This is a genomic window from Mesobacillus sp. S13 (genome assembly GCF_020422885.1).
GTDB classification, from domain to species: Bacteria; Bacillota; Bacilli; order Bacillales; family Cytobacillaceae; genus Mesobacillus; species Mesobacillus selenatarsenatis_A.
The window spans coordinates 1350325-1374874 of sequence record NZ_CP084622.1 but is presented as its reverse complement, the minus strand read 5'-3'; the positions used below and the strand labels follow the sequence as shown (position 1 = coordinate 1374874).

The following is a 24550-nucleotide window of genomic DNA, read 5'->3' as shown; positions in this document are numbered from 1 at the left end:
ATGAAGTGACAGTGACAAAAGTCGCCGTATATGTCTAAAATAAGAACTTTTCTTGCTAAAACCTGAAATAATTAAAGGAAAACACCTAAAGTTTATTTAAAAGGTGTGTTGTAATCCAGTCTGCTCCATGCTCCATATTGAGAACAGGGACAGCTGTATCCTTCAACTTATTCACCAATTCCGGGTCCCGGCATAAAACAACCTGGATATTTTCCAGTTTTCCCAAGAGCTCTATATCATTCATATCCCGAAGGATTACGGCCTTGGGATATGACTCATGCTTATGGCCTTCTATTAAAATGACATCGGGGTTGAAGAAGGATAGCAAATCTATTTCTTCAGGAAGCGACCAAGATCCGCTTTCGGCCTGGATGACCAACCTGCCTCCACCTTCGACAAGTGAAACAGCAGCCCCGGCCATTACATGCTTACCTGAATCCTTTGATTCAACAACCTCCGGCCTGCCGCCATGACCATGATGCTTGATGGTGGCGACCTTCAGACCTGCTGCAGTCATTTGCTGGATCAATGTTAGGCTCAGCGTGGTCTTGCCGCTGTTTTGATACCCTGCCACCTGGAACAGCAATGGTTTTACCAAGGCCATTCACTGCCCATATGGTCTTCGAGCATCAGAACCTCCACCTCTGTTCCTTCCTCAAAGCCTCGTGTACCTCCAGGAAGGATCATGAGGGAGTTAGCACCAGCCAGGCTCATGATGATATTCGATTTATCCAGGCCGCTAGGTGTCACTACCAACTTGCCATCCTGAATGCCAGCGGCACTTCTAACAAATCTGGTAAAAGGATTCGCCTTAGGGAAATTGGCATCAAGAACCGCTTTCTCCTTCCTCAAATGAGGCTTATCAGTGAACAGCATCGTCCTTATGATTGGACGGGCGAACAATTCAAAGCCAACATAGCATGCTGACGGGTTTCCTGATAGACCAAACAATAACTTTCCATCAAGCTGCGCAACCGTAGTGACGCTTCCCGGTCTCATCGCAACTTTGTTGAACAACACTTCTGCTCCCAGTTTTGCATAAATCTCAGGCAGATAGTCGTAATCTCCTACGGATACCCCGCCAGTTGTAATGAATAAATCGACTTCCTTAATCGCGTTGCTTACAGCATCGAAGCATGTATCAAAATCATCCGGCAGCTGGCCAAAGTATTTCACTTCAGCTCCTGCCCGAAGGATTTGAGCGGAAATCATATAAGAATTGCTGTTACGGATTTTCCCAGGTTCAAGCGGCTCATCTACATCAAGCAATTCAGTTCCTGTGGCATAAAGTCCGATTACTGGCTTCTTCGAAACTGGGACTTTAGCATATCCAAAAGTAGCTAGCATTGCCTGAATACCAGGATTGATGAACGTACCTTTTTTAACAAGCACTTCGCCTTCCCTGGCATCCTCTCCACGATAAGAAACATTGTCCCCTTTATTATGCTTCCGCTTCGTTTCCATGTATTTTTTACCGTCCCGCTCGACTTCCCTTGCTAATTCCAGCATGACGACAGCATCTGCACCAACAGGCATCTGGGCTCCTGTCATGATTCTGACCGCGTGGAACGGGCCAAGTTCTTTATCCGTCAGCATACCTGCTCCGATATGGTCTACCACTTCAAATTCAACAGCATGATTTTGAGAGGCTTCCTGAGTATCGACAGACCGGATTGCATAGCCATCGTATGGCGCCCTGTCAAAATGCGGCACATCGCTGGTAGCTTTCAAGTCTTCAGATAGATAGCGTCCAAAGCTTTCATTGATTGAAACATATTCAGTGGAGCCTTTTTTCTTATGCTCCATCACTCTCTTAACTGCTTCCCCAATCGGAATAGGGTTTCTTTTTTCTAACATATGATCAGCTCCTATAGCAGGCTTACCTTCTAAATTTACCCTTTTAATTATAAGAGTAATGGAAAAATGAAAACATAACAAACCTCACAGTATTCTCTCATAAAATCTACTGAAAATATGTAGATTTTTTGTGAAGTGTGATACACATCACCAAGTAGTAAATCCATTTCCTTTATGATGAGTATGTAAACAGTATTAAATAATTTACTGGAGGTTTCTTATATGATAATGCCTTTTGATCAAAATTCTTTAGTTAAAGATATTGTCAATATATTCCCGCAATCAAGTGATTTATTCAAGCAAAATAGGCTGGATTTCTGCTGTGGTGGAAATCGTCCTCTTGCTGAAGCGGCAACTGAACAAAACCTTGATGTTCCGGCAATCATGGCCGCGCTAGAGGAGTTATACCGTAAGCATAATGGCAATGCAGAAAGCATGGAAGTCTGGACTGAAACTGATTCTGAGGAATTGATCGAACATATTAAAAACAAATATCACCGCGAGCTTGAAGAAGAGTTAAAACTGCTCAGCCCGTATGTAACGAAGGTAGCGAAAGTCCATGGTGATCGTCACGTAGAGCTGTTGAGAGTCTATGAGCTCTTCTATGAGTTGAAGAAGGAGCTTCTGGAGCATACAGCAAAAGAAGAAGCGACTGTATTCCCGCTATTGCTCCAGCTTGATACCGCCAACCAGGAAAAGCGTTCCGAAATGATCGCAGAGATCACAGAGCTTGAGAAAGAACACGATCATGCTGGCTCAATCCTGAAAGAATTGCGGGAAATCACTGCTGACTTCAATCCGCCACTTGATGCATGCGGAACATATCGTTTAGTTTACAAGCGTCTGGAAGCACTGGAAGCACACACTTTTATGCATGTTCATTTAGAAAATAACATTCTGTTCCCAAGGTATATTGCTTAACTAGGAGCACTTGAAACAAATGGCCCCATCTCTCAAGATGGGGCCTTATTTCCGTCCATTTACAATGCACCTGAAAACAGCCGGGCGAACGATTCTTTTGTTCGCTCCCAATATCCACGCTTATGATATTGAACAGGACTGATTTTCTCCGACTCTTCAAGATCCTCTTCATAATGAGCCACAAGGTCCCTGATCGAACTTGTGCCAAACAAGAAGACATTCACTTCAAAATTAAGATGGAAACTCCTCATGTCCATATTGGCTGTCCCAATCGAAGCAATATTCCCGTCAACAATGATGACCTTCTGGTGCAAGAACCCCTTTTTATAGGAGTAGATTTCAGCCCCATTCCGCAGGAGCTCCGAAAAGTATGAGCGGCTTGCATACTGAGTCAGATAACTATCATTGATTTCCGGTACCATGATCCTTACCTCTATACCTTTGGCTGCCGCAACTCTCAGTGCCGTCCGGATTGCTTCATCAGGAACGAAATAAGGAGTTGCAATCCAAATTGATTTCGTCGCACAAGACATCATTGTATAGTAAAAATCACTCATGATTCCTTGCTGCGTATCTGGTCCGCTTGGCACCACCTGGATCGCACCATCGAGCTCACCATCTTCATGGATTTTTTTCACTGCACGATGATCTTCCAATACATCCTCACCGCTAATATATTCCCAATCCAGCAGGAACACATTGTGAAGGGTATAGACAGCTTCTCCAGTCAGCATCATATGTGTGTCCCGCCAGAATCCGATCTTTTCATCTTCACCCAGGTATTCGACACCGACATTCAAACCGCCGACAAAACCGATTTCTCCATCGATGACGACGATTTTCCTATGATTTCGGAAATTGAATTTCTGGTTGAAGAAGCCATACTTCAACGGGGAAAATGGAGTCGCTTTTATACCTGCATCCTGCATGGCCTTTAAATCTGCTGCAGCGATCTTCATGCTGCCAGCGGCATCAAAGATAAACAACACCTCGACTCCCTGCCGCGCTTTTTCAATCAAGATTTCGATAATCTCCCTGCCAAGCCTGTCAGATCTGAAGATATAATATTCCATATGAATGAATTTTTCAGCTTTACGAAGCCTCTTTTTAATTTCCGCAAAAGTCTCTTCGCCATCTTTCAGGACTTTTGCCCGGGAAGCAGTTGTAATCGGAGTCAAAGTTGCGTTTTTCGCATATTGCGCAAAGCACTGCTGATTCTCTATTAAAAAAGAAAGGTTCCTCGACTCTTCCTTTCTCATCAGTTTCTCCCATTGCTCCCGGTCACGCATACGCTTACTCTTATACAAGTAACCTTTTATATACAACTGACCTGAAAACAAATAGAAGAAGTAACCACCCACAGGAAACAGCATCATGACATACATCCACATCAGAGTGTGCTGAGCCGAACGGTTCTCAAGCATCAATGAATACATGCTGATCATGATAATCATCGCATAAGTCGTTAAGGCTGTTAGTTTGATTGCCTGGCTGTAGCCGGTGAAAAATACAATATAAAAACATACCATTAAAATAAATACAAATAAAAATTCAAGTCTTCTCTTTAGCATCAGCATTCTCCAACAAATTTATAGTAGATTTATGTATACCCTAAATTCATTTGATTGGAAACATAGTATGCCCCAATATACAGCAGCAGGAAGCAAACAAGTTTACGATAAGAGCTTTTCTCAAAAAAAAAAGACCCCCGAAGGAGTCTTAGCCGCCAATATAGGACATTTCGATTTTCTTTCTGTTCGCAACTGTTTCAGCTGTTCGTTCATCCGAATAGCGGTCTGTTCTATGGTTCCAAACGTCAGTAATGCGGGCGCGGAGTTCATCATCTGTGGCACCAGCGCGCATGAAGTCGCGGATATCGTGGCCATTTCCATTGAACAGGCAAGTGAAGATCTGGCCGTTCGCTGACAAACGTGACCTTGTGCAGCTTGAGCAGAATGACTCTGATACCGATGAAATGAAGCCGACATTAATATCGGTACCTTTATAGCGGTATTTCTTAGCGACCTCACCGAAATACTCAGGATCAACCGGTTCCAATTCATAGTGCTGGCTTATAAGGTCATGAATCTGTTTCTTGGTGATGACATCGTCCATCTTCCAGCCGTTGGTGCTGCCCACATCCATGTATTCAATGTAGCGAAGCTCCAAGCCTTCTTTTTTGCAGAAATCGGCCATTGGTAGAATCTCCGTATCATTGAGTCCCTTTTTGACAACCATATTGATCTTAACGCCCAAGCCAGCTTTCTTCGCTGCCTCGATCCCTTTTAATACAGGTCCGACGCCGACATTCCGGCCATTAATTTCGCCAAACAATTCATCTTTAAGACTGTCCAAACTGATATTGACCCGCTTCAGGCCAGCAGCATACAGCTCCTCCGCATGCTTAGGCAGCATTACGCCATTGGTGGTCAAAGCGATATCCTTCAATCCTTCGATGTCATTCAGCATCCTGACAAGAATCGGCAAATCCTTGCGCATCAACGGCTCCCCGCCTGTAAGCCTGATTTTTTCCACCCCAAGCTCTATGAATAACTTTGCTACCCGTTCAATTTCTTCATAAGACAATAACTCGCTTTTAGGAAGAAATACAAAATCAGGGCCAAATATCTCAGCTGGCATACAATACTGACAGCGGAAATTACATCGATCTATAACAGAAATACGCAAATCGCGGAGCGGTCTATTTAATTGATCTTTTATTATGTTTTTCACCATTATGTGTCAACTCCAATTATAGAAGTGATGATTACTGACATTGTAACAGCAACATAGGTTGTTAACTGTTAATATTCTCACAGTAACATTTTTAGTCTTCTATTAGAATAGTAGATTTCATCCTTATGTCTATATTACAACATAATAACTGCCAGGATAGTGTTTTTATGCAGAAATGTCATGATGTTGTCATAAAATCTTTGGGAGATGTAAGCGTCTACGTGTGTTATCAGAGTTTTAAGCCCAAAATTTCCTGGTAAAGCAAGAAAAGACCGCATCATGGACGCAGTCTTTTTAAAGCTCTCATTCTTTTTCCATGGTCATTTCACTGAACATGCCAACAAAGTTCTTGAGTTCGCCTGCCTCATTTTTCACCATGCTGATTGTCAGGAATTCAGGATAAATCAATCCATTTTTCTTCTTATTCCAAATCTCCCCCTGCCAGGATCCCTTTTCCGCTATCACTTTCCACATCTCCCTGTAAAAGTCTTCCCCATGTTTTCCGGATTGTAGAAAACGTGGGTTTTTCCCAATTACTTCTTCTGCATTGTAGCCAGTTACAGTCGTGAATGCTGGATTTACTTGTTGGATCGTTCCTTTTACATCTGTAATCATGATTCCCTCAGCCGTGTGGTCGATGATATTTTTAGCAAGACTTAATTTATCCTGATAGTACATCCAAATCACGATAATCAAACTTGCCAGTGCCACCTGTGATAAGGCCATGAAACCAATGGCGTAATGTCCGGTAAGGTTATAAAGGAATGCAAGCATAAGGGGTGGGAAAAATCCTCCTAAACCGCCCATCGCTGATACAATTCCGTTCACGATTCCCGCTTGCTTGGAGAAATAAAGCGGGACTAGCTTGAAGACAGTTCCGTTCCCGATGCCAGCACTGATTGCGACTGCGAGACAGCCAACTGTATACAATGTCAATGATGGTGTGAAGGATAGCAGGATGCCTGAAATGGTCATTCCAGCGAACACACCCATCAGTATGACAAAAGAGTTAAATTTATCACCAAGCCAGCCGCCAATCGGCCTTAAAAAGGTTGCGAGGGCAATGAAGCCTGCTGTCCTTAGTCCAGCATCGACTTTATCAAGTTCGAAATGAGATACAAGGAAATTGGGCAAGTAAATCGTGAAGGCTACAAATGAACCAAAAGTAATGAAATAAAATAAGCTCAGTGCCCAAAGCTTCTGGTTTTTATATACACTCTTTATTTGCTCACCCATAGGAGTCACAACTCTTGGTTCTTTTTTGTCACCAACGAAAAAGTTAAGGACTGAAAATGCGATTAACAAAATTATGAAAAGCTTGACTGTCGGCTGCCACCCTAATTGCGCAGCTATAACCGGTGCTGTAAACGTTGTAACCGCAGTTCCCAGATTTCCTACTCCATATATACCATTAACGAAACCATGGCGTTCCTTCGAATAATATTTCGGTAGTGAGGTGACACCCACAGAAAAGATCGCTCCCCCGATTCCGACAAACAGGCCACCAATCAACAAATCAATAAAGGAATCAGCAATACTGATGAAATACACAGGGAACAAAAGAAAGGCAAAGCTGGTAAAAAACAGTTTCCTTGCTCCATACTTGTTCGTCCAGAACCCAATTGGGATTCTCAGGACAGACCCGAGGACAACAGGAATGGCAGTGGCCATTGCAACCTGGTTCGCATCCAGCTGGATATCCTCTTTAATAAAGGGCATTAATGCGGATAAAATAACCCAGACCATAAATCCGGCCACAAGACTCAACGTTTGAAGTGACAATTGAATGTTCTGTGGTTTCATGATTTCCCCCTTTAGTTTGCAGATGATTAAAAATCCCAGACATTATCTTAGATAAATAGTAAGAAAAATCAATTATATTGGATATGACGAACTTCACATCATCTTTTTTGTTCAATAAACTGTCACAGTTGGTTCTAAACATGCGAAACACCCGTCATCTTTTATCGATATAATTAAAACAGAGAAAAACATTGTTTCTAAAATGTGAACAAAACCGTCTTAGATTGTGACGAGATTATGAACTTTCCTTTATCAATATTTAGTTAACACTATCCCGATGTTATTATTGGGTCAATAAAGATCTGCCACGGAAAAAACGAAAAGCGCATGCGCCTTGGTCAGACCCGACTAGCGTTGGAGGGCCGACCGCTGAAGTCGCTCTTTGACTTCATTGGGCGGACCGAAACGTCTCGAGGGTCTAGGCGCAGGAGCTAGACACTTCTCAAAGTGAAATTTATGCTTATTAAAATCAAAAAAAGGGTGATGACCATGCCAAACACAACTAAAGTAACTCATTCAATTGAAATTAAAGAATTACTCCAGTTTGCCGACCGGACGATCCATGTGCCAAAAGGTTCATACCTGTTCCAGGAAGGCATGGAGGCTGAGGAGCTTTACTTGATTCTGGGCGGCAAGGTCCAAATCAGCAAGGTCACCCAGGATGGCCGCGAGCTCGCCTTAAGAATATGCGGGGAAAATGATATTTGCGGAGAACTGACTCTGTTCACCTATGCACCTAAATATCTCTTGAGTGCACTTATTCTCGAAGATGCAAAAATCGCAGCAATCAGAAAAGATGTAATTGAAAAAGAGATTTTCCACAATCCGTCACTCGCTTTTGAATTCATGAAGTGGATGAGCGACCATTTCCGCAAAACTCAGACTAAGTTCCGCGACCTAGTGCTAAACGGAAAAAAAGGAGCATTATTCTCCACCTTGATCCGAATGACCAACAGCTACGGTGTCCAAAAAGATACCGGCATATTGATTGACTTGCCGCTGACCAACCAGGAGCTGGCTAATTTCTGCGGAACTTCACGCGAGAGTACAAACCGCATCCTGAACGACCTGAAGCGCGAAGGAATAATCTCGGTTAAAAAAGGAAAAATCCTTGTACATGATGTGAATTTTCTCCGCCAGGAAATTGGCTGCGAAAATTGCCCGGCAATATTTTGTTCTATAGATTAAATGAAAAAAAAAGCGAGTGAATGCCTTTATGGCTTCCCTCGCTTTTTCAATCGTATCCGGAGGAGAGCTCATCAGCTCTCCTGTTTTTGTTTTCGCAGTGCTTTAGGAATGTACACGCAGAATGGCTCGCTCTCCAGGTAATCACCAGTCATGGCGTATGCCCGTGAACGTGAACCTCCGCAAACATGCCTGAATTCGCACACTCCGCATTTTCCTTTGTATTCATCCGGATTCCTCAATGACTTGAATACCGGAGACTCCCTGTAAATCTCTGCGAGCAGCTGTTCCCTTACATTGCCTGCTTTCACAGGCAGCAGTCCGCTCGGATAGACATCCCCAACATGGGAAATGAACACGAAACCATTGCCATCGTTGACACCTTTTGGCGCGCGGCCAAGGCCGTCGATTGAGCCAGTCAATCCTTCTTTTGTCAGCGCAGTCAAATAATCGATTTCTTCAGTGTGATCCTTCGCTTCCCGCATTTTTTGCTGGATGACAACACGGCGATAATGCTGGGCCGCAGTCGTCTTAATGTCAAACTTGACCCTTTTGCTTAAATCATAAAGCCAAGTGAAGACCTTTTCATGCTCTACCGGAGAGATCATGTCCTTTTCCTGTCCACGCCCAGTAGGGACAAGGAAGAAGACACTCCAAAGAACACAGTCCAAATCTTCGACCATCTTAGCCATTTCATCTAAATACTCAATATTATATCTTGAAATAACAGTATTGATTTGAATTGGAATTTCGAGCTCATGCAAATACTTGATTCTTTCCATCGTCAAATCAAAAGAACCCGCTGTTCCCCTGAAGTGGTCATGGACTTCAGCTGTCGGACCGTCAATACTGAATGCCCAGCGGGATAATCCAACCGACTTCGCCTTCTCAATCGCTTCTTTCGTCACATTCGGTGTCGCACTTGGTGTCATTGAAACACGTACGCCTTTTTTCACGGCATACTCAGCAATATCAAATACATCCTCCCTCATCAATGGGTCCCCACCCGTGAAGACAAGCATCGGATTATTCATTTCATATATTTGGTCAATCAGCGCTTTCCCTTCTTCAAAAGACAGTTCGCGCGGATCTCTTCTGTATTGTGCTTCCGCACGGCAGTGCAGGCATTTTAATTGGCAGGCTCTTGTAAGTTCCCAAATCACAATGAATGGGTCTTTGTTAAAATCTCTTTCAAACATATTGGCGCCTCCTTAAGTACTTCTCTATAAAAGAAGTATATAAGTGTTTCCAACATGATTAAGTGAACTAACTCACATAAATAGACCCATAATTGCCTTTTTATATGACAATTTTGTGACCTGGAAGAACAAAAAGCGCAAGCGACTCGAGTGGCGCTAGGCGCTGAATCTAGATTAAGAAAATCCATATAGTTATCCTGAACGAATGCTTTGTGATTTCCCACAACAATAGAAAAGCAGCAGGAGTTTTTCCTGCTGCTCATTGTTATGAACTTAATCTCTCACACCTAATGCTATTTTTGCGTAACGGGACATCATGTCCTTGGACCATGGCGGGTTGAAGACGATATTCACTTCAGTATCTTTAACTTCCGGAAGGTCCGCAAGCGCCAACTTCACCTGCTCAACAATCGTGCCGGCTAGCGGGCAGCCCATAGACGTCAATGTCATTGTCACTGTCGCAAGCCCTTCCTCGTTCAAATCCACATCATATACAAGCCCTAAATTAACGATATCTACGCCAAGTTCAGGGTCAACGACCATCTCAAGCGCACCCATTATGCTATCTTTTAATTCTTCATCCATCGGTGAACACTCCCTTTTTTATTGCTGCAACCTATCTCTATCATAACAATGATTGATAATCATTTAAAGCGGAAAGGCGTCATATATGCTTTTCAAACCAATTTGCTGTTGCCTCCACGCCTGCATTTGACACATTGTGTCCAGCATTTTCGTCTGTAATGAATTCAAACATTCCTTCTGTTCCCTCATAGCTTTTCCTGTTTTGCTCGTAAAAATGATATGCAGATTGATATGGTACGACATAATCTAACTTTCCATGCCAAAATAACAGCGGGCGTTTGTTCAACTTTTCAGGCTGCTGGCTTAGATCGTATTGTTTCAACTGGTTTAGCAAACTTGATATTTGTTCTTGGGATAAACCTATCTTGACATTCTTTTTTTCGATTTCATTCAGCTGCCATAACGCAAACTGCTCATATGAAGGGTTGCCCATCAAGCTGACACCAGCTTTGATCCATTCATACTTGGCCATTGCTCCGAGTGTCGTGATGCCGCCCATTGATGTTCCAGCCACACCGATTCTAGCTTGATCGACCAGACCTTCCTCAACCAATTCTGTCTTGATCGTCGAAAGCTCCTCGATAGATGTGATGACTATTTCCCAAAAACGGAAGCCTAATTCATTCTCTGTCAGCCCTTTGCCACGGGTTCCATGATATTTCGCCTCTGGCATGATGACCCTGAAGCCCTTTTCAGCAAAAAGATAAGCATAATGCATGTTTCGTTCTTTCGTGCTCGTAAACCCATGAAGGAAAACAATCAAAGGCATTCTATCTGAAAATTGCTTCTGTTTTACAATATGGAGAACGGGAATATGGTGAATGCGTTTCTTTTCGACTAAAATCAATGATTAACCCTCCTGAAGCGAGCGGTACAGAAATTTACCGCCCTTTTATGTATCTAAAATGATTTTTTTACAATTTATATGTAAAATGGTTACCATAGTGGTTATAAGACCAATTAACCATCATCCAATATATGTATTGTAGAACTCTTACGAAAAAAGAGCCAATCATACGCATAGGATTTATCAAAGAGTGAGATGCAAGTGGTTGGGACTCAAAAATTTCATGAAAAATTCGAGTTAAGAAGGAGTATTTATGGCTGAAAAACATTTAATTGCATTAGACCTTGATGGAACATTACTAACAGATGATAAAACAATTTCAGAAAAGAACAAACACGTCATTAAAAAAGCACGGGAAGCAGGCCATGTGGTCATGATCGCGACAGGAAGACCCTTCCGTTCCAGCGAGATGTATTATCATGAACTGGCACTTGATACGCCAATAGTCAACTTCAACGGCGCGTTTATCCATCACCCGCTCGATAGCAGTTGGGGAGTGCATCATTCTCCGCTATCTATCGATGTGGCAAAAGATATTGTAGAAGCACTTGACGATTTTAAATTCCACAACATTATTGCCGAAGTCATTGACGATGTCTATGTCCACTATCATGATGAAAAACTGATGGATATTTTTAATATGGGAAACCCGAATATAACAACCGGCGACTTGAGAAGATATTTGAAAGCATCACCAACGAGCATGCTGATCCACTCTGATGAAGAGGATGTCCGTAAAATTCGTCAACACTTGTCAGAAGTCCATGCCGAAGTAATCGATCACAGAAGCTGGGCTGCACCGTTCCATGTCGTTGAAATCGTGAAAAACGGCCTGAACAAAGCAGTTGGTTTAAAGAAGGCATCGGATTATTTCCAAATCCCAGCTGACCGCATCATCGCATTCGGTGATGAAGACAATGATTTGGAAATGCTTGAATACGCAGGCCGCGGCATCGCGATGGGCAATGCAGTTGACGAAGTGAAAAACATCGCGAACGACATGACATTGACTAATGAAGAAGACGGCATTGGCGTCTATTTAAATGACTTACTTAATTTGAAAGCACTATAATAAGAACCACAGGATGTCCGGTAGAAAAAATCTATCGGACATTTTTTCGTTGATTCCCTCTGATTTTGTCCGTTAGACGGGCTCTATCGGACATTTTTCTGCTGATTCCCTCTGGTTTTGTCCGTTAGACGGGCTCTATCGGACATTTTTCTGCTGATTCCCTCTGATTTTGTCCGTTAGACGAGCTCTATCGGACATTTTTCTGCTGATTCCCTCTGATTTTGTCCGTTAGATGGGCTCTATCGGACATTTTTCCGATGATGACCTGCTTGTTTTGTCCGTTAGAAGGGCTCTATCGGACATTTTTCCGATGATTCGCGATGCGTTTGTCCGTTAGATAGGCTCTATCGGTCATTTTCCACTTCATTTCCGTTCTATTTGTCCATTAGAAATCCCCCTATCGCTTGCTCTTGCGTTTTCGCCATTTTTCTCCTTAGATAAAAATTGTAAATCATTCCCTGCACAAACCCATCTCAACTTGCTTCAGAATCGTTTGTTTTCATGCCAAAAGAGCATACTATAATCGAAGCGGCGTAATGCCTGTTTCAAATTCGCTCGTAGATGGAGGGGTAAAACGATGGGTAAAAGCAATAAATCCAAGCGTTTTGTACAGCAAGGGGTAGATACTGTCTCCAAGCATGATGAAAGAATCCCTTACCACACCACGTATGCCGAGGCTGAAGCTCAAAAGATGGCGAATGTCAGAGAGTCCTCTTTAGGAGGAATTTAGTATGGGAAACAGGCTTTTTCAGGAAGCAAGGAAAGCTGTCCAACTAGCTAAGACTGCGGAGCCTGCGGAACAGTCTGCAGCCATCAGCACAGCTAAAAATGCACTTTCTTCAGCCTATGCCAATACAACGATGGCTGAAAAAGAGCAGCTTCGGTCATTTCAGGACGAGCTGAATTCAATTGAAAGCAAGTAAAAAGCAAAAGCTGGCGGGATTCCCGCCAGCTTTTGCTTTGCTATTTATTAGGATTGAATCTTTCGAGCAGCACTGGATACGTATGAATGATTTCTCCGTCCTTGCTGCGTTCGTAAAGATTAAGGATGACGGATCCGTTCTGAGGGAGCTTACTTTCAGGTATTGACACTTCCAGCGTGAATGGCTTCCATTGCGGGTATTTTGTGCCAGAAATCACTTCAGTTTCGGCAATCAGCTGATTATGTCCATCTTCGACCGTATAGTAGAACTTGCCATTGATGGGCCTGACTTCACCCATTACTTTATATATCCCTTTGCCGCCCTCAGAAGTTATATTTTTAAAAACAGGATTTTCACTAGGTATATACATGATCTTTGTATCTGTGATCAGTTTTTTGTCACTCACCGTTTTTCCGTTGACGCTTGTGGCTCTTAACTGTGCAGTGACACTGTATTCCCCTTCTGGCACTCTTTTTCCTTCAGCAGAGTAATCCCAGACTTCCACCCATTTCATTTTCTCCTGCGGTTTCAAGGTCACGGTTTCAAAGGCCTGGGCAAAAGATTTTCCTTCTGAATACTGAAATACCTTCTGTTTACTTCCGTCTACAACGGTAATCTCGTATTTCTGAGACGTCGGGAATTCAAAAGACAGTTCCGTATCGCCAAGGTTTTGCAGAATCATTTCAAATTCAGCTTTTTCAGGTCCGGCCAACGGATCAATGTAAAAGCTGTATTCAAGCTTTTCAGTTGTTTCTTTTTCTTCTCCAATCGCCAGGGCAGGTGCCACAGCCATTAAAAGCAAAATGATCATCAATCCGACCTTCCTCATTTACATACCTCCGTTTCAATTACTACTCCCTCCGGAAAAATCCGAAGATCCCTGCTGTCTCAACAATATTGGTAAATGCATGTGGATCAACTTCCTTGATGATGTGTTCGAGGTCATACAATTCATACCTAGTGACGACGATGATAAGCATTTCCTTCTCTTCTCCTGAAAAAGCTCCCTTGGCAGGCAGCAGCGTGATACCACGTACAAGCTTGTCATGGATGGCCTTCTTTAATTCATCTGACTTCTTCGTAACAATCATCGCCGTCAGTTTCTCATGTCGTGTATGGATGGCATCGATTAACCGTGTGGACACATAGAGAGCGACAAGAGTATAAAGAGCGTTTTCCCAGCCGAATATAAAGCCAGCTGTCATTATAATGATGCCATTCAAAGTAAAGAAATATGTACCAACCGGACGATCATTCATTCGTGACAGGACCATTGCAATAATATCCATTCCCCCTGTGGAAGCACCCCATTTTAAGGTCAGCCCAACACCTAACGCTGCAATGACTCCCCCAAAAACGGCATTCAGCAAAATATCACTCGATACTTCTTTTACCGGAATGATCTCAAGAAAGAATGATGAAAGCAGCACGGAGATAAAACTGTAGAGCGTGAATGATTTTCCTACCTTCTTCCAGCCAAGAATTGTTACCGGAATATTCAATAATAATAGAAGAATACCGGTAGAAATAGTAAATGGTGCAAAGGCTCCAAGTATGCTCGAAACGAGCTGAGCGATCCCGGTAAAGCCGCTGGCATAGACATTCGCCGGAATTAGAAATAAATTCAGTGACAGAGCATTCAGGAATGCCCCAATCACCACGATGATGATTTTTTTTGTTTCCAACCAGACCATGTAAATCCCCCTTATTCTTTTCTATTCTTCCTGTACCCCTATTTTGCCGAAAATCACTATATTTAATTGTCTTTTTACGATATTCCCTATAAACTATTAACATAAAAAGGTTGAAAGCAGGTGAAAGTGATGTCAGTAAAAATCATGGCTGACAGTGCATGTGATTTGCCATTGAGTTTTTATGAAGAAAATGATGCAATACTATTCCCGTTGAAGGTCCATATTAATGACACTGAATATGAGGACCTGCGAACGATCCAGCCAAAGCAAGTGTACGATCAAATCCGCGCTGGCAACCTTCCGAAAACCTCACAGGCTTCTCCTGCTGGTTTTAAAGAAGTATTTACGGAATTGGCCGAGAACAAGCAGGATGGAATATACATAGCTTTCTCTTCACAATTGTCAGGAACATATCAGACAGCCGTCATGATTGCACAGCAGGTCAAGGAGGACTATCCCGACTTCAACTTGTCGATCATCGATACAAAATGTGCTTCGCTTGGATATGGACTAGTTGTCATGGAAGCGGCCCGGATGGCTAAGGAGAATTATTCAAAGGATGAAATCATTGAAGCTGTCCAGTTCCTAAGCGAGCATATGGAGCATCTATTTACTGTAGACGACCTTGACCATCTTGCAAAAGGCGGACGCGTATCAAAGGCATCTGCTTTCGTAGGGGGCCTGTTGAATATCAAGCCACTGCTAAATGTGGAGGATGGAAAATTAGTTCCCATCGAAAAAATCCGCGGAAAGAAAAAGCTTCTTCGCAGGATTATTGAAGTCATGAAGGAACGCGGTGCGGCTTTTGAGAACCAAATTGTCGGCATCAGCCATGCAGATGATTTCGAAACAGCCACTGAGATGAAGAATATGATTCTTGAAGAGCTTCATGCAAGAGATGTATACATCTCTTCTATTGGCGCAGCTGTCGGCTCCCATACTGGACCAGGTACGATTGCTATTTTCTTCTTAAATAAACTGCCTTCATAATTTACATACTCCTTTCGGGTTTTAGGAAAAATAAAATGTACCTAACCTGAAAGGAGTTTTTATATGCCACACACATCTGATAACGATAAAAAAGCAAAGGACAACAATGCCCTTCGCCATGAAAAAAATATGATGCGTGAAAAGAACCGCAAAGCAGGAAAGAACCAGTACTCCAAGAAAACAGATCACCTATAAGAAAAGCGCAAGCGCCTTATTCAGCCCCGACAATCGTTGGAAGGCCTGACAGTGAAGTCGCACTTTGACTTCATTGGCAGGGCCGAAACGTCTCGAGCTGCTCAAAGCTGACACTTATCGCAAGATCCTCGAGGATGCACTTTCGGGGAGGAAAACTGGCTAGGCGCTGGAGCTAGACACTAATCTAAGTGAAAAATTTATACTTTCTTATCCAGTAAAAAATAGAGCCAGCCGGCTCTATTTTTCTTTTTTATAAGTCCAATTCTCTTCCTGATAGATCTTACCTTCCTTCATCAGCCTGCCCATCGCCCGCTTGAAGGAGCCTTTGCTCATGCCGAAGCGTTCCTGGATGTCCTCGGCCATGCTCTTGTCATGGTACGGCATGGCACCATTGCGGAGCTCCAGATATTCCATGATTTTCTCTGCGTCTTCATCCAACGCTTCCAGCTTGCGCGGCAATAGAGAGATATTGACAGAACCATCCTGTTTTACATCAATGATCCTTCCCTCTACCTTCTGGCCAATACGCGGCTCTGTGCGGCGCTGTGATTCATGGATGAAACCTTTAAAGCCCTCTGCTGTGATCATCCAGCTGCCAACTCTTGCTGTCCGGTAAATATATCCGTGGACATTTTTATTAAAGTCGCTTCTTGTAGCCTTGACGGAGATATCCTGAATGACAGGATCGGTCGCCATTCGAGCGTATATCATATTGTTGCGATTCACTCGCAGTGTGATATATAGCAAATCCCCTTCCTTTGGCCAGACTGATTTCACTACTGGCAAATCTTCTTCACCAAGCAGAACATCCTTGCTGATGCCAATATCCAGGAATATGCCAATCCCTTCCTTGACATCAACAACCGGTACCCAATCATATTGTCCTACCTTAACTTTTGGTATCGTTGTAGTTGCAGCGAGCCTGCCTCTTGATTCCACAAATAAAAAGACTTCTACCTTATCTCCTTCTTCAAATGATCGATCCGTGTCATTTAAATGGAGCAGCACATCTTCCTCCCCGTCCGTTAAAAAATACCCGAAATCAACTATTCTTGCTACTGTCAGCTCCAAAGACTGACCTGTATATTCGTTCAAGGACATAATATCCCTCCTGCCTTGTTATTAACATCTTACCCAAAGAGCGAAAACTCTAAATTACGTAAAGTTGTTTGAACTGCTATATTTTACTATAATGTAAGCAAAAGCGAAAGCGCTGGTATACATACGCTCCCTTATCCAGAGGCCAGCAAAAATTTTTCATTACCCGGAGGTAGTCATGTCTAAAGAGAGCTCATTTGATATTGTATCCAAAGTTGAAATGTCTGAAGTCACGAATGCAATCAGCATCGCCATGAAAGAAATCCAGAATCGCTATGATTTTAAAGGAAGCAAAAGTGAAATTTCACTTGATAAAGAAGAACTTGTCCTCATTTCCGATGATGAATTTAAGCTTGACCAGTTGAAGGATGTACTATTCAGCAAGATGATCAAACGCGGCATTCCAATTAAGAATCTTGATTACGGTAAAGTAGAACGTGCTTCAGGCGGGACCGTTCGCCAAAGAGCAAAGCTCGTACAGGGAATCGACAAGGAGAATGCAAAGAAAATCAATACAATCATCAAAAACAGCGGCTTGAAGGTCAAGAGCCAGGTTCAGGATGACCAGGTTCGTGTTACAGGCAAGAACCGCGATGACCTTCAAAAAATCATAACTGCTGTCAAAGAAGCAGATCTTACTGTAGATGTGCAGTTCGTGAATTATCGTTAAAATAAAGCTAAGACTAAATAATATTGGATAAAAGCGGACTATGGTGACATTGTCCGCTTTTATTTTTATGAAAATTCATGAATGGTTCACAAACCACCTAAGGTATTTTCCTATTAACACGTTAGAATGAATGTATTGGTCCTGAATGTGACATTAGTCTGTTATCCAGATTTAATTTGGTAAAACATTCACAAATCCTTCACAAAGTACTATTGGATTTCCCCTATTTTCACGTTAATATACCAGTAGGGGTATAAAACAATTAAATTTTTTCAACCGAAAGGATGACAATACAATGGGTAAAAAAATCGTAATTGTGGGCGGCGTAGCAGGTGGAGCAACTACAGCAACTAAACTAAGAAGACTCGATGAGCAAGCTGAGATTGTTCTATTTGAAAGAGGAGAGTTCATTTCTTTTGCAAACTGCGGACTGCCTTATCATATCAGTGGTGTTATTGAAGATCGCAAAAAGTTGCTTTTGCAAACTGTTGAAGGCATGAATGCACGCTACAACCTGGATATCCGCAACTTCTCTGAAGTAACGGCAATCAACCGTGAAGAAAGAACGGTTTCAATTAAACACGTACAAACTGGTGAAGTGTATACAGAAAGCTATGATGTACTCGTTCTATCACCAGGGGCGAAACCAATCGTTCCTCCAATCGAAGGCTTAAAGAGCGCAAACGTATTTACGCTTAGAAATATTCCAGATATGGATAAAATCAAAGCATACCTTGAAGACAATAAACCAAACAATGCCGTCGTAATCGGCGGCGGGTTCATCGGTCTGGAAATGGCGGAAAACCTTGTCCACGCTGGAGTCAAGGTAACCCTAGTTGAGAAATTGCCACAGGTCATGGGTCCGGTTGATCCAGAAATGGCGGCGATCGTTGAGGATGAATTGAGGAAAAATGGCGTTGAGCTGATTCTTGGAGACGGTATCACTGACGTTCAAGAGAATGGCACAAAGGTTGTCCTAGAAAGCGGCAAAGTCCTTGATTCTGAATTAATCATCCTGTCAATCGGTGTCCGCCCAGAGAACAAGCTTGCAGCTGACTCTGGCCTTGAACTTGGAGAACGCGGCGGCATCAAGGTAAATGAATACCTGCAGACTTCTGACGAGTCCATATACGCAATGGGTGATGCAATCGAGGTTACCGACTATATCAATGGGCAGCCTACGATGATTCCGCTCGCATGGCCTGCAAACCGTCAGGCGCATATTGTCGGACATCATATAAACGGCCGCAAGATCGCCTATCCTGGTACACTGGGCACATCTATCGTAAAAGTATTTGAAATGACTGCTGCCACTACTGGTAACAGCGAAAAACTGCTGCGAAGACTGGGTATTCCATATGAAGTGGTGCACATCCACCCACTATCTCACGCTGGTTACTATCCTGGCGCAGAACAAATCTCTCTTAAAGTCATTTTCGACAGAGAGACTGGCAAGATCTTCGGTGCACAGGCAGTAGGTAAAGATGGTGTTGACAAGCGTATTGATGTTATTGCAACAGCAATCAAAGGCGGATTAAGCGTCTATGACCTTCAAGAGCTTGAGCTTGCATATGCACCGCCTTTCTCATCTGCAAAAGATCCAGTGAACATGGCTGGATATGTAGCTTCCAATATTGTTGACGGCACAATTGAAACAGTACAGCACTATGAGGTTGATGATTTGGTCAAAGACGGCGCTTTCCTGATTGACGTTCGCACAGAGAAAGAACACGCACAAGGCAAAATTGAAGGATCAAAGAACATCCCGCTTGATGACTTGCGCAAGCGCCTTGATGAGCTTCCAAAAGATGAAACGATCCTGATCACTTGCCAGGTTGGCCTGAGAGGATACCTAGCGTCCCGTATCCTTCAGCAAAACGGCTTCAAGGTCAAGAACCTGACTGGCGGCTATAAGACTTACTCTATCTTTAAAAACAAATTACAATAACGAAATTGAGGCGGCTTCCTTTTAAGGAGGCCGCTTTGTTTGATGGACAGAAATACTGTCTTCCTACCTCTTTTTGTCCATCATCGCCTCCATGACGGACAGAAATTCCGTTTTCCCACCTCTTTTTGTCCATCATCACCTCCTTGACGGACAATACTCTCGTCGCCTTCCCTCTTTTTGTCCGTCATCACCTTCGTGATGGACAGAAATCTTCTCCCTCTCCTCACTTTTGTGCATTAAGAAGTAATTTCCATGTTTTTAATCTGGTTTTTTAAGGAATTTAATAAATGGTGATTCATATTAAAGGAGTGAATTTGATTATGTCTAATGAAAATAAGAAACAGGGATTCCCGCCGCAGCACCAGAATCATCAGCCTGGAACTGAACCGGAAATGAATCCTGAGCCAAAATCGGTTGATGAAAACTATAAGGGATCTGGTAAACTTTCTGGCAAGGTTGCTTTGATTACAGGAGGCGATAGCGGAATCGGTAAATCGGTTGCAATCTACTTTGCAAAAGAAGGCGCAGATGTAGCAATTGTCTATCTTGAGGAAAGCAAGGATGCGCAAACGACTAAAGAACTCATTGAAGCTGAAGGCCGTAAATGCCTGCTGCTTGCGGGTGATATCGGAAATGAGCATTTCTGTGAGGAAGTGACTAAGAAAACACTTGAAGAGTTCGATAAAATTGATGTCCTTGTCAATAACGCTGCAGAGCAGCATCCGCAAAAGAGTCTGCTGGATATTTCTGCGGATCAGCTGGAAAAGACGTTCCGCACAAATGTATTCTCGATCTTCCATCTGACAAAAGCGGTCTTGCCGCATCTTAAAAAAGGCAGCACGATCATCAATACCTCTTCCATTACAGCCTATAAGGGCAATGAGAAGCTGCTTGACTATTCTTCGACTAAAGGGGCTATCGTATCGTTTACGCGTTCTCTTGCCATGTCCCTGGCGTCACAGGGTATCCGAGTCAACAGCGTGGCTCCTGGCCCAATCTGGACTCCACTCATTCCATCGACTTTCACAGCCGAGGAAGTAGCTAAGTTCGGCACAAACGCTCCAATGGGACATGCAGGCCAGCCGTATGAATTGGCACCTGCCTATGTGTATTTAGCCAGCGACGACTCCACTTATGTTAGCGGACAGACAATCCACGTCAATGGCGGCACAATCGTGAATGGCTAATAGAACTAAAAACTGCACCTCCAATAATGGGAGGTGCAGTTTTTTTACACAAGTACTTCCTTATAATCCTTCGGGTGACCGCAGGAATAACGTGTCACTATATTGAAAGGGACAATTATCCGTTTGGTAGGCTCATTAGGGTTTTCGATGATTTGAATCAAACTTTTAGCAGCCTGATACCCCAGCTCGAAAATGTTAATATCGACTGAAGTTAAAGGCGGTCTTGCCATCTCGGCGATCAGCACATTGTTAAAGCTGACGATGGAGACGTCCTGAGGTACCGCGATTCCCATTTCATCCAGCTTATTCAGCACACCGAGTGCCATCAAGTCATCGGTAACTACTATGGCGGTAGGTGGGTGTTCTAGCGAAAGCAAAACTTCAACAGCATCCTGGCCGCTTTCACGGAGAAATTCATCATTGACAATGTATTTGTCTTCCAGATGGATCCCGGAGTTCCTCAAAGCTTTTTCATAGCCAAGCAAGCGCTCCACCGTAACAACCAAATCCAGATTTCCTCCGATGAAACCAATCCGATCATGGCCAAGCTGAATCAAATGCTCGGTTACTTCTTTGCCGGCTTTGAAGTTATCATTATCAACATAATTCGTATTTTCATCATCTTTAAAAGGCTTGCCGATGACGACAAAAGGAAAATTTCTTTCCTTCAGATAGGCAATGACCCTGTCTTCCACCTTCGAATAGAGAAGGATTGCACCATCTACTCTGCCGCCCTGTACCATCGCGACTACTCCATCAAATATTTCATCCTCTGTCTTCCCAGTAGTCATATGAAGGGCGTACTGCTTTGAATGCGCGCCTTCGCTCAATCCTGTCAAGACCGTTGGGAAGAATGGGTTTTGGAATACTACATCAGTAGAACTCGGCATGACCAGGCCAATTGCCCGAGTTGATTGGCTGGCTAGGCTTCTGGCGATGAAGTTTGGGTGATACCCAAGCTGGTCCATAACCTCCCTGACTCTTTCTTTCGTTTTTTCGCTGATTCTCGGACTATTGGCGATAACACGTGAGACAGTTGAAGGCGCGACATTTGCTACCTTCGCAACATCTTTTATTGTGACAGCCATTAAGTTCCCCTCCCTTTTGCCAGAAAAATTCCTTATCTCTATTATAAATGAATTGCCCTGATATTTTGCTTGTTTTTTCTAGCCAAGTTTTGGACTGATTCTCACTTATTCTTTACTCCTCTTTCTCCTTTTAAAAAGAAGGAAAATGAAGCCGAAGAAAGCAGCATATACAGCGCCCAATGCCACTAAGTAAGGGATGTTCAATCCTGTTTTTTCCGCTAGTACATAAATTTCTGCTTTTTCCCGTTCTAAAGCAAGGTTATACTCCCCATCCTTGCTTCTGACAAGATCATTTGCAAGCAAGCCTCTCAGCTCTTGATCATCTTTCAGCTGGTCCGCTGTCAATGTGACGTGCTGAGTGCTGGAAGTGTTATTGATGGCAATGACAGATGTTTCATTTTCATAGGTTCTCTTGAAAACAGCCATGCCTTTCTTTTCATATAGAACTTCCAAATCACCTCTTCTTAAAGAAGGAAGCTCATTGCGAAGTTCACCAATCTTCGTGATGTAATCAATTAATTCTTTATCCGCCCTGAAACTCATTTGTCTTCGGTTGTCCGGATCTTCCCCGCCATCGAGGGCAATCTCACTTCCGTAATAAACAATTGGGATTCCAGGAGCAGTATACATATATGTGAGTGCCATCTTCCATCTTGTTCCTGGATGCTGCCTGTTCTGGACTGCTTTCCTTGTGAACCTGACCATATCATGGTTGTCGATAAAATTCCCCATCAATTCCGGGTTTTCGTATATCGATTTATTTCTTTTCGCTGTTGTTAAGAGCCAGTCCAAAGTCTGATCCGGTTTTTCAAACGCTGTACGAAGCTGCTCATTCAATGGAAAATCGACAAAGCCATCGATTCCAGCCTTATCATATTCAGCGATATAATTCGGATCTTCAGACCACACCTCACCAATCAGGTAAAAATCATCTTTGACACTTTTCACTTCTTTTGAAAAATCTTCCCAGAATTCAACAGGTACATGGCGGACAGTATCCAGCCTATAACCATCGATATTAGTTTCTTCAATCCACCACTTAGCGGCATCCATTAGATATTGTCTCGTCTCCGGATTTTCCTGAGCTAAATCGGGAAGTCCGTAAAGCCAGTTATTCTCCAGCTGTTCCTGGTCATTCCAGTCAAGAATATCCTGTTTTTCATGGAACCAGTCTTTCTTGGCCGGATCATTTACCCATTCGTGTTCTGGAGCGACATGGTTGACGACGAAATCAAGAATGACCTTAATGTCACGATCATGAGCCTCTTTTACCAGCTCTTTGAACTTGTCAACGCTTCCAAAATGCTCTTCTGTCTTATAGAAATCTTTAATCCAATAACCATGGTACCCCATATCGACATTATCGAACACTGGCGTCAGCCAGATTGCGGTGAATCCCATGTCCTTAATATAATCAAGCTGGTCGATGACACCCTGGAAATCGCCTCCATGGTAAGCCTTAGGATCATTCGCATCAACCTCAAAATCATTGCTATTGTCACCGTTGTTAAAACGGTCAACCATTAAGAAATAAATTGTTTCATCCTGCCATTTGCGTCCTTCATTTTCAACGGCACCTACCGGGAGAGCGCTGAAAAGAAGAAACGGAATCAAGATGAAGATGATCATTTTTTTCATCTCCGGTCCTCCTCATAATTTAAGCAAAGACCAAATATGGCCTTTGCTTAAAATGTTTCTGCCCTAATAGATTATCCTTTTGTTCCTCCTGCCGTCAAACCAGAAACAAAGTATTTTTGGAATGACAGGAAGAGGATAGCAATCGGTACCGCGATCAATACTGCACCTGCAGCGAAAGTGGTGAATTCTGCACCGAACTGTTTGGCAACCATATCATATAGTCCAACAGCAAGAGTGTATTTTTCTTCGGTTCTTAAAAGGATTCTTGCCAGGATGAAGTCACCGAATGGAGCGATGAATGCGAACAATGCTACGACTGCGATGATCGGTGTCGCAAGCGGCATGACAATCTGGAAGAAGATCCTCAGGTGGCCGGCACCGTCCATTTTGGCTGATTCATCAAGTTCTTTCGGAATGGTATCAAGATATCCTTTCATCAGCCATGTATTCATCGGGATTGCGCCCCCAACGTATACAAGGATCAAGCCTAAGTGAGTGTCAAGAAGGCCAGTCAACAGCGCAAGGATGAAAATCGCGATCAGCGCTGCAAAGTTTGGAATCATCTGCAGGATCAGGAATGTCATCAAGCTGTTCTTACGGCCAATAAAACGGTAGCGTGAAAATGAATAAGCTGTAAGGCTGACAAGGATGACTGTAAACACCATGGTCAGGACACTTACCTTCAATGAATTCCAGTACCAGTACAAGTACGCGCTCTGGTTCGTATCGAACAGTTCCTTATAGTGGTCAAGCGTAGCATTTTTCGGGATGATGCTTGAACCGGACAAGCTTTGCCCTGGATTGAAGGAAGAACCGACAATCCAGAGTAGTGGGTAAATAATAATAGCAAACATAGCCAAAATCACAAGGTACGTTAGTGTCAGTCTGAGATATTTCTGTCGTTTGATACTCAT

Annotated in this window: 24 protein-coding genes; 10 read left to right on the top strand and 14 right to left on the bottom strand. The window is 43.1% G+C overall.

Features of this window, described 5'->3' with window-relative positions:
- Positions 1-85 precede the first annotated feature (85 nt).
- Both mobB and glp read right to left on the bottom strand, forming a co-directional pair.
- The gene (gene mobB / locus LGO15_RS06885) at positions 86-604 is read right to left on the bottom strand and encodes a molybdopterin-guanine dinucleotide biosynthesis protein B (RefSeq protein ID WP_226087160.1); all 519 of its coding nucleotides are present in this window, start codon (positions 602-604) and stop codon (positions 86-88) included.
- On the bottom strand, positions 592-1857 hold the full coding sequence (gene glp / locus LGO15_RS06880; protein WP_226087159.1) for a molybdopterin molybdotransferase MoeA: 1266 nt from the start codon (positions 1855-1857) through the stop codon (positions 592-594). Before glp ends, mobB begins: the two co-directional genes overlap by 13 nt.
- Positions 1858-2079: 222 nt before the next feature.
- Between glp and ric the strand changes: the two genes are divergently transcribed.
- Entirely contained in the window at positions 2080-2778 is a 699-nt protein-coding gene (ric, locus tag LGO15_RS06875; protein ID WP_226087158.1) for an iron-sulfur cluster repair di-iron protein, read from the top strand.
- Positions 2779-2837: 59 nt separating this feature from the next.
- Here the strand turns inward: ric and cls are convergent, their stop codons facing one another.
- The 3 genes from cls to LGO15_RS06860 all read right to left on the bottom strand — a co-directional run bounded on the left by cls (position 2838) and on the right by LGO15_RS06860 (position 7317).
- The gene (gene cls / locus LGO15_RS06870) at positions 2838-4349 is read right to left on the bottom strand and encodes a cardiolipin synthase (RefSeq protein WP_226087157.1); all 1512 of its coding nucleotides are present in this window, start codon (positions 4347-4349) and stop codon (positions 2838-2840) included.
- A gap of 148 nt (positions 4350-4497) precedes the next feature.
- The gene (gene moaA / locus LGO15_RS06865) at positions 4498-5514 is read right to left on the bottom strand and encodes a GTP 3',8-cyclase MoaA (RefSeq protein ID WP_318999827.1); all 1017 of its coding nucleotides are present in this window, start codon (positions 5512-5514) and stop codon (positions 4498-4500) included.
- A 303-nt stretch (positions 5515-5817) separates the two neighbouring features.
- Entirely contained in the window at positions 5818-7317 is a 1500-nt protein-coding gene (locus tag LGO15_RS06860) for a nitrate/nitrite transporter (protein ID WP_226087156.1), read from the bottom strand.
- A 489-nt stretch (positions 7318-7806) separates the two neighbouring features.
- On the opposite strand from LGO15_RS06860, the gene LGO15_RS06855 reads away from it, so the two are divergent.
- Entirely contained in the window at positions 7807-8505 is a 699-nt protein-coding gene (locus LGO15_RS06855) for a Crp/Fnr family transcriptional regulator (protein ID WP_226087155.1), read from the top strand.
- A 71-nt stretch (positions 8506-8576) separates the two neighbouring features.
- On the opposite strand, the gene LGO15_RS06850 is transcribed toward LGO15_RS06855, so the two are convergent.
- The 3 genes from LGO15_RS06850 to yjfP all read right to left on the bottom strand — a co-directional run bounded on the left by LGO15_RS06850 (position 8577) and on the right by yjfP (position 11133).
- Positions 8577-9701, bottom strand: coding sequence for a TIGR04053 family radical SAM/SPASM domain-containing protein (locus LGO15_RS06850; RefSeq protein ID WP_226087154.1), 1125 nt, complete (start codon positions 9699-9701; stop codon positions 8577-8579).
- A gap of 273 nt (positions 9702-9974) precedes the next feature.
- On the bottom strand, positions 9975-10286 hold the full coding sequence (locus tag LGO15_RS06845; RefSeq protein WP_167832161.1) for a metal-sulfur cluster assembly factor: 312 nt from the start codon (positions 10284-10286) through the stop codon (positions 9975-9977).
- A 79-nt stretch (positions 10287-10365) separates the two neighbouring features.
- Positions 10366-11133, bottom strand: a complete 768-nt coding sequence (gene yjfP, locus LGO15_RS06840; RefSeq protein ID WP_226087153.1) for an esterase — start codon at positions 11131-11133, stop codon at positions 10366-10368.
- 253 nt (positions 11134-11386) lie between these two features.
- Between yjfP and LGO15_RS06835 the strand changes: the two genes are divergently transcribed.
- The 3 genes from LGO15_RS06835 (at position 11387) to LGO15_RS06825 (ending at position 13128) form a co-directional block, all read left to right on the top strand.
- Positions 11387-12205, top strand: a complete 819-nt coding sequence (locus LGO15_RS06835; protein ID WP_167832159.1) for a Cof-type HAD-IIB family hydrolase — start codon at positions 11387-11389, stop codon at positions 12203-12205.
- 577 nt (positions 12206-12782) lie between these two features.
- Positions 12783-12935 carry a hypothetical protein gene (locus tag LGO15_RS06830; RefSeq protein WP_167832158.1) on the top strand — a complete coding sequence of 51 codons (153 nt, stop codon included), beginning with the start codon at positions 12783-12785 and terminating at the stop codon, positions 12933-12935.
- 1 nt (position 12936) lies between these two features.
- Positions 12937-13128 carry a DUF3813 domain-containing protein gene (locus LGO15_RS06825; RefSeq protein ID WP_226087152.1) on the top strand — a complete coding sequence of 64 codons (192 nt, stop codon included), beginning with the start codon at positions 12937-12939 and terminating at the stop codon, positions 13126-13128.
- Positions 13129-13168: 40 nt separating this feature from the next.
- Here LGO15_RS06825 and LGO15_RS06820 read toward each other — a convergent pair whose 3' ends face one another.
- Complete coding sequence (locus tag LGO15_RS06820) at positions 13169-13957, bottom strand: BsuPI-related putative proteinase inhibitor (RefSeq protein WP_226087151.1); 789 nt, start codon at positions 13955-13957, stop codon at positions 13169-13171.
- 22 nt (positions 13958-13979) lie between these two features.
- The gene (locus LGO15_RS06815) at positions 13980-14822 is read right to left on the bottom strand and encodes a YitT family protein (RefSeq protein ID WP_167832155.1); all 843 of its coding nucleotides are present in this window, start codon (positions 14820-14822) and stop codon (positions 13980-13982) included.
- Positions 14823-14951: 129 nt separating this feature from the next.
- On the opposite strand from LGO15_RS06815, the gene LGO15_RS06810 reads away from it, so the two are divergent.
- Together LGO15_RS06810 and LGO15_RS06805 are read left to right on the top strand one after the other, a co-directional pair.
- Positions 14952-15812, top strand: coding sequence for a DegV family protein (locus LGO15_RS06810; RefSeq protein ID WP_226087150.1), 861 nt, complete (start codon positions 14952-14954; stop codon positions 15810-15812).
- 63 nt (positions 15813-15875) lie between these two features.
- Positions 15876-16007, top strand: a complete 132-nt coding sequence (locus tag LGO15_RS06805) for a DUF3941 domain-containing protein (RefSeq protein WP_071976845.1) — start codon at positions 15876-15878, stop codon at positions 16005-16007.
- A gap of 237 nt (positions 16008-16244) precedes the next feature.
- On the opposite strand, the gene LGO15_RS06800 is transcribed toward LGO15_RS06805, so the two are convergent.
- Complete coding sequence (locus LGO15_RS06800) at positions 16245-17108, bottom strand: CvfB family protein (RefSeq protein WP_226087149.1); 864 nt, start codon at positions 17106-17108, stop codon at positions 16245-16247.
- A 175-nt stretch (positions 17109-17283) separates the two neighbouring features.
- On the opposite strand from LGO15_RS06800, the gene LGO15_RS06795 reads away from it, so the two are divergent.
- The 3 genes from LGO15_RS06795 to LGO15_RS06785 all read left to right on the top strand — a co-directional run bounded on the left by LGO15_RS06795 (position 17284) and on the right by LGO15_RS06785 (position 20910).
- Positions 17284-17775 (top strand): YajQ family cyclic di-GMP-binding protein, encoded by a 492-nt coding sequence (locus LGO15_RS06795; RefSeq protein WP_226087148.1) that lies wholly within the window; start codon positions 17284-17286, stop codon positions 17773-17775.
- 295 nt (positions 17776-18070) lie between these two features.
- Positions 18071-19723: a CoA-disulfide reductase gene (locus LGO15_RS06790; RefSeq protein WP_226087147.1), complete on the top strand. Its 1653-nt coding sequence runs from the start codon at positions 18071-18073 to the stop codon at positions 19721-19723.
- A gap of 320 nt (positions 19724-20043) precedes the next feature.
- A complete protein-coding gene (locus LGO15_RS06785; protein ID WP_167832150.1) occupies positions 20044-20910 on the top strand; it encodes an SDR family oxidoreductase in 867 nt (288 codons plus the stop codon).
- Between the two features lie 44 nt (positions 20911-20954).
- On the opposite strand, the gene LGO15_RS06780 is transcribed toward LGO15_RS06785, so the two are convergent.
- The 3 genes from LGO15_RS06780 to LGO15_RS06770 form a co-directional block, all read right to left on the bottom strand.
- The gene (locus LGO15_RS06780) at positions 20955-21998 is read right to left on the bottom strand and encodes a LacI family DNA-binding transcriptional regulator (protein WP_167832149.1); all 1044 of its coding nucleotides are present in this window, start codon (positions 21996-21998) and stop codon (positions 20955-20957) included.
- 105 nt (positions 21999-22103) lie between these two features.
- A complete protein-coding gene (locus LGO15_RS06775) occupies positions 22104-23636 on the bottom strand; it encodes an alpha-amylase family glycosyl hydrolase (protein ID WP_226087146.1) in 1533 nt (510 codons plus the stop codon).
- A gap of 71 nt (positions 23637-23707) precedes the next feature.
- A complete protein-coding gene (locus LGO15_RS06770; RefSeq protein WP_167832147.1) occupies positions 23708-24550 on the bottom strand; it encodes a sugar ABC transporter permease in 843 nt (280 codons plus the stop codon).

Bases quoted from the DNA above. Each gene is read 5' to 3' on its own strand.
- mobB (WP_226087160.1), bottom strand. From the start codon at position 604: ATGGCCTTGGTAAAACCATTGCTGTTCCAGGTGGCAGGGTATCAAAAC.
- glp (WP_226087159.1), bottom strand. From the start codon at position 1,857: ATGTTAGAAAAAAGAAACCCTATTCCGATTGGGGAAGCAGTTAAGAGA.
- ric (WP_226087158.1), top strand. From the start codon at position 2,080: ATGATAATGCCTTTTGATCAAAATTCTTTAGTTAAAGATATTGTCAAT.
- cls (WP_226087157.1), bottom strand. From the start codon at position 4,349: ATGCTAAAGAGAAGACTTGAATTTTTATTTGTATTTATTTTAATGGTA.
- moaA (WP_318999827.1), bottom strand. From the start codon at position 5,514: ATGGTGAAAAACATAATAAAAGATCAATTAAATAGACCGCTCCGCGAT.
- LGO15_RS06860 (WP_226087156.1), bottom strand. From the start codon at position 7,317: ATGAAACCACAGAACATTCAATTGTCACTTCAAACGTTGAGTCTTGTG.
- LGO15_RS06855 (WP_226087155.1), top strand. From the start codon at position 7,807: ATGCCAAACACAACTAAAGTAACTCATTCAATTGAAATTAAAGAATTA.
- LGO15_RS06850 (WP_226087154.1), bottom strand. From the start codon at position 9,701: ATGTTTGAAAGAGATTTTAACAAAGACCCATTCATTGTGATTTGGGAA.
- LGO15_RS06845 (WP_167832161.1), bottom strand. From the start codon at position 10,286: ATGGATGAAGAATTAAAAGATAGCATAATGGGTGCGCTTGAGATGGTC.
- LGO15_RS06835 (WP_167832159.1), top strand. From the start codon at position 11,387: ATGGCTGAAAAACATTTAATTGCATTAGACCTTGATGGAACATTACTA.
- LGO15_RS06830 (WP_167832158.1), top strand. From the start codon at position 12,783: ATGGGTAAAAGCAATAAATCCAAGCGTTTTGTACAGCAAGGGGTAGAT.
- LGO15_RS06825 (WP_226087152.1), top strand. From the start codon at position 12,937: ATGGGAAACAGGCTTTTTCAGGAAGCAAGGAAAGCTGTCCAACTAGCT.
- LGO15_RS06820 (WP_226087151.1), bottom strand. From the start codon at position 13,957: ATGAGGAAGGTCGGATTGATGATCATTTTGCTTTTAATGGCTGTGGCA.
- LGO15_RS06815 (WP_167832155.1), bottom strand. From the start codon at position 14,822: ATGGTCTGGTTGGAAACAAAAAAAATCATCATCGTGGTGATTGGGGCA.
- LGO15_RS06810 (WP_226087150.1), top strand. From the start codon at position 14,952: ATGTCAGTAAAAATCATGGCTGACAGTGCATGTGATTTGCCATTGAGT.
- LGO15_RS06805 (WP_071976845.1), top strand. From the start codon at position 15,876: ATGCCACACACATCTGATAACGATAAAAAAGCAAAGGACAACAATGCC.
- LGO15_RS06800 (WP_226087149.1), bottom strand. From the start codon at position 17,108: ATGTCCTTGAACGAATATACAGGTCAGTCTTTGGAGCTGACAGTAGCA.
- LGO15_RS06795 (WP_226087148.1), top strand. From the start codon at position 17,284: ATGTCTAAAGAGAGCTCATTTGATATTGTATCCAAAGTTGAAATGTCT.
- LGO15_RS06790 (WP_226087147.1), top strand. From the start codon at position 18,071: ATGGGTAAAAAAATCGTAATTGTGGGCGGCGTAGCAGGTGGAGCAACT.
- LGO15_RS06785 (WP_167832150.1), top strand. From the start codon at position 20,044: ATGTCTAATGAAAATAAGAAACAGGGATTCCCGCCGCAGCACCAGAAT.
- LGO15_RS06780 (WP_167832149.1), bottom strand. From the start codon at position 21,998: ATGGCTGTCACAATAAAAGATGTTGCGAAGGTAGCAAATGTCGCGCCT.
- LGO15_RS06775 (WP_226087146.1), bottom strand. From the start codon at position 23,636: ATGAAAAAAATGATCATCTTCATCTTGATTCCGTTTCTTCTTTTCAGC.
- LGO15_RS06770 (WP_167832147.1), bottom strand. From the start codon at position 24,550: ATGAGTATCAAACGACAGAAATATCTCAGACTGACACTAACGTACCTT.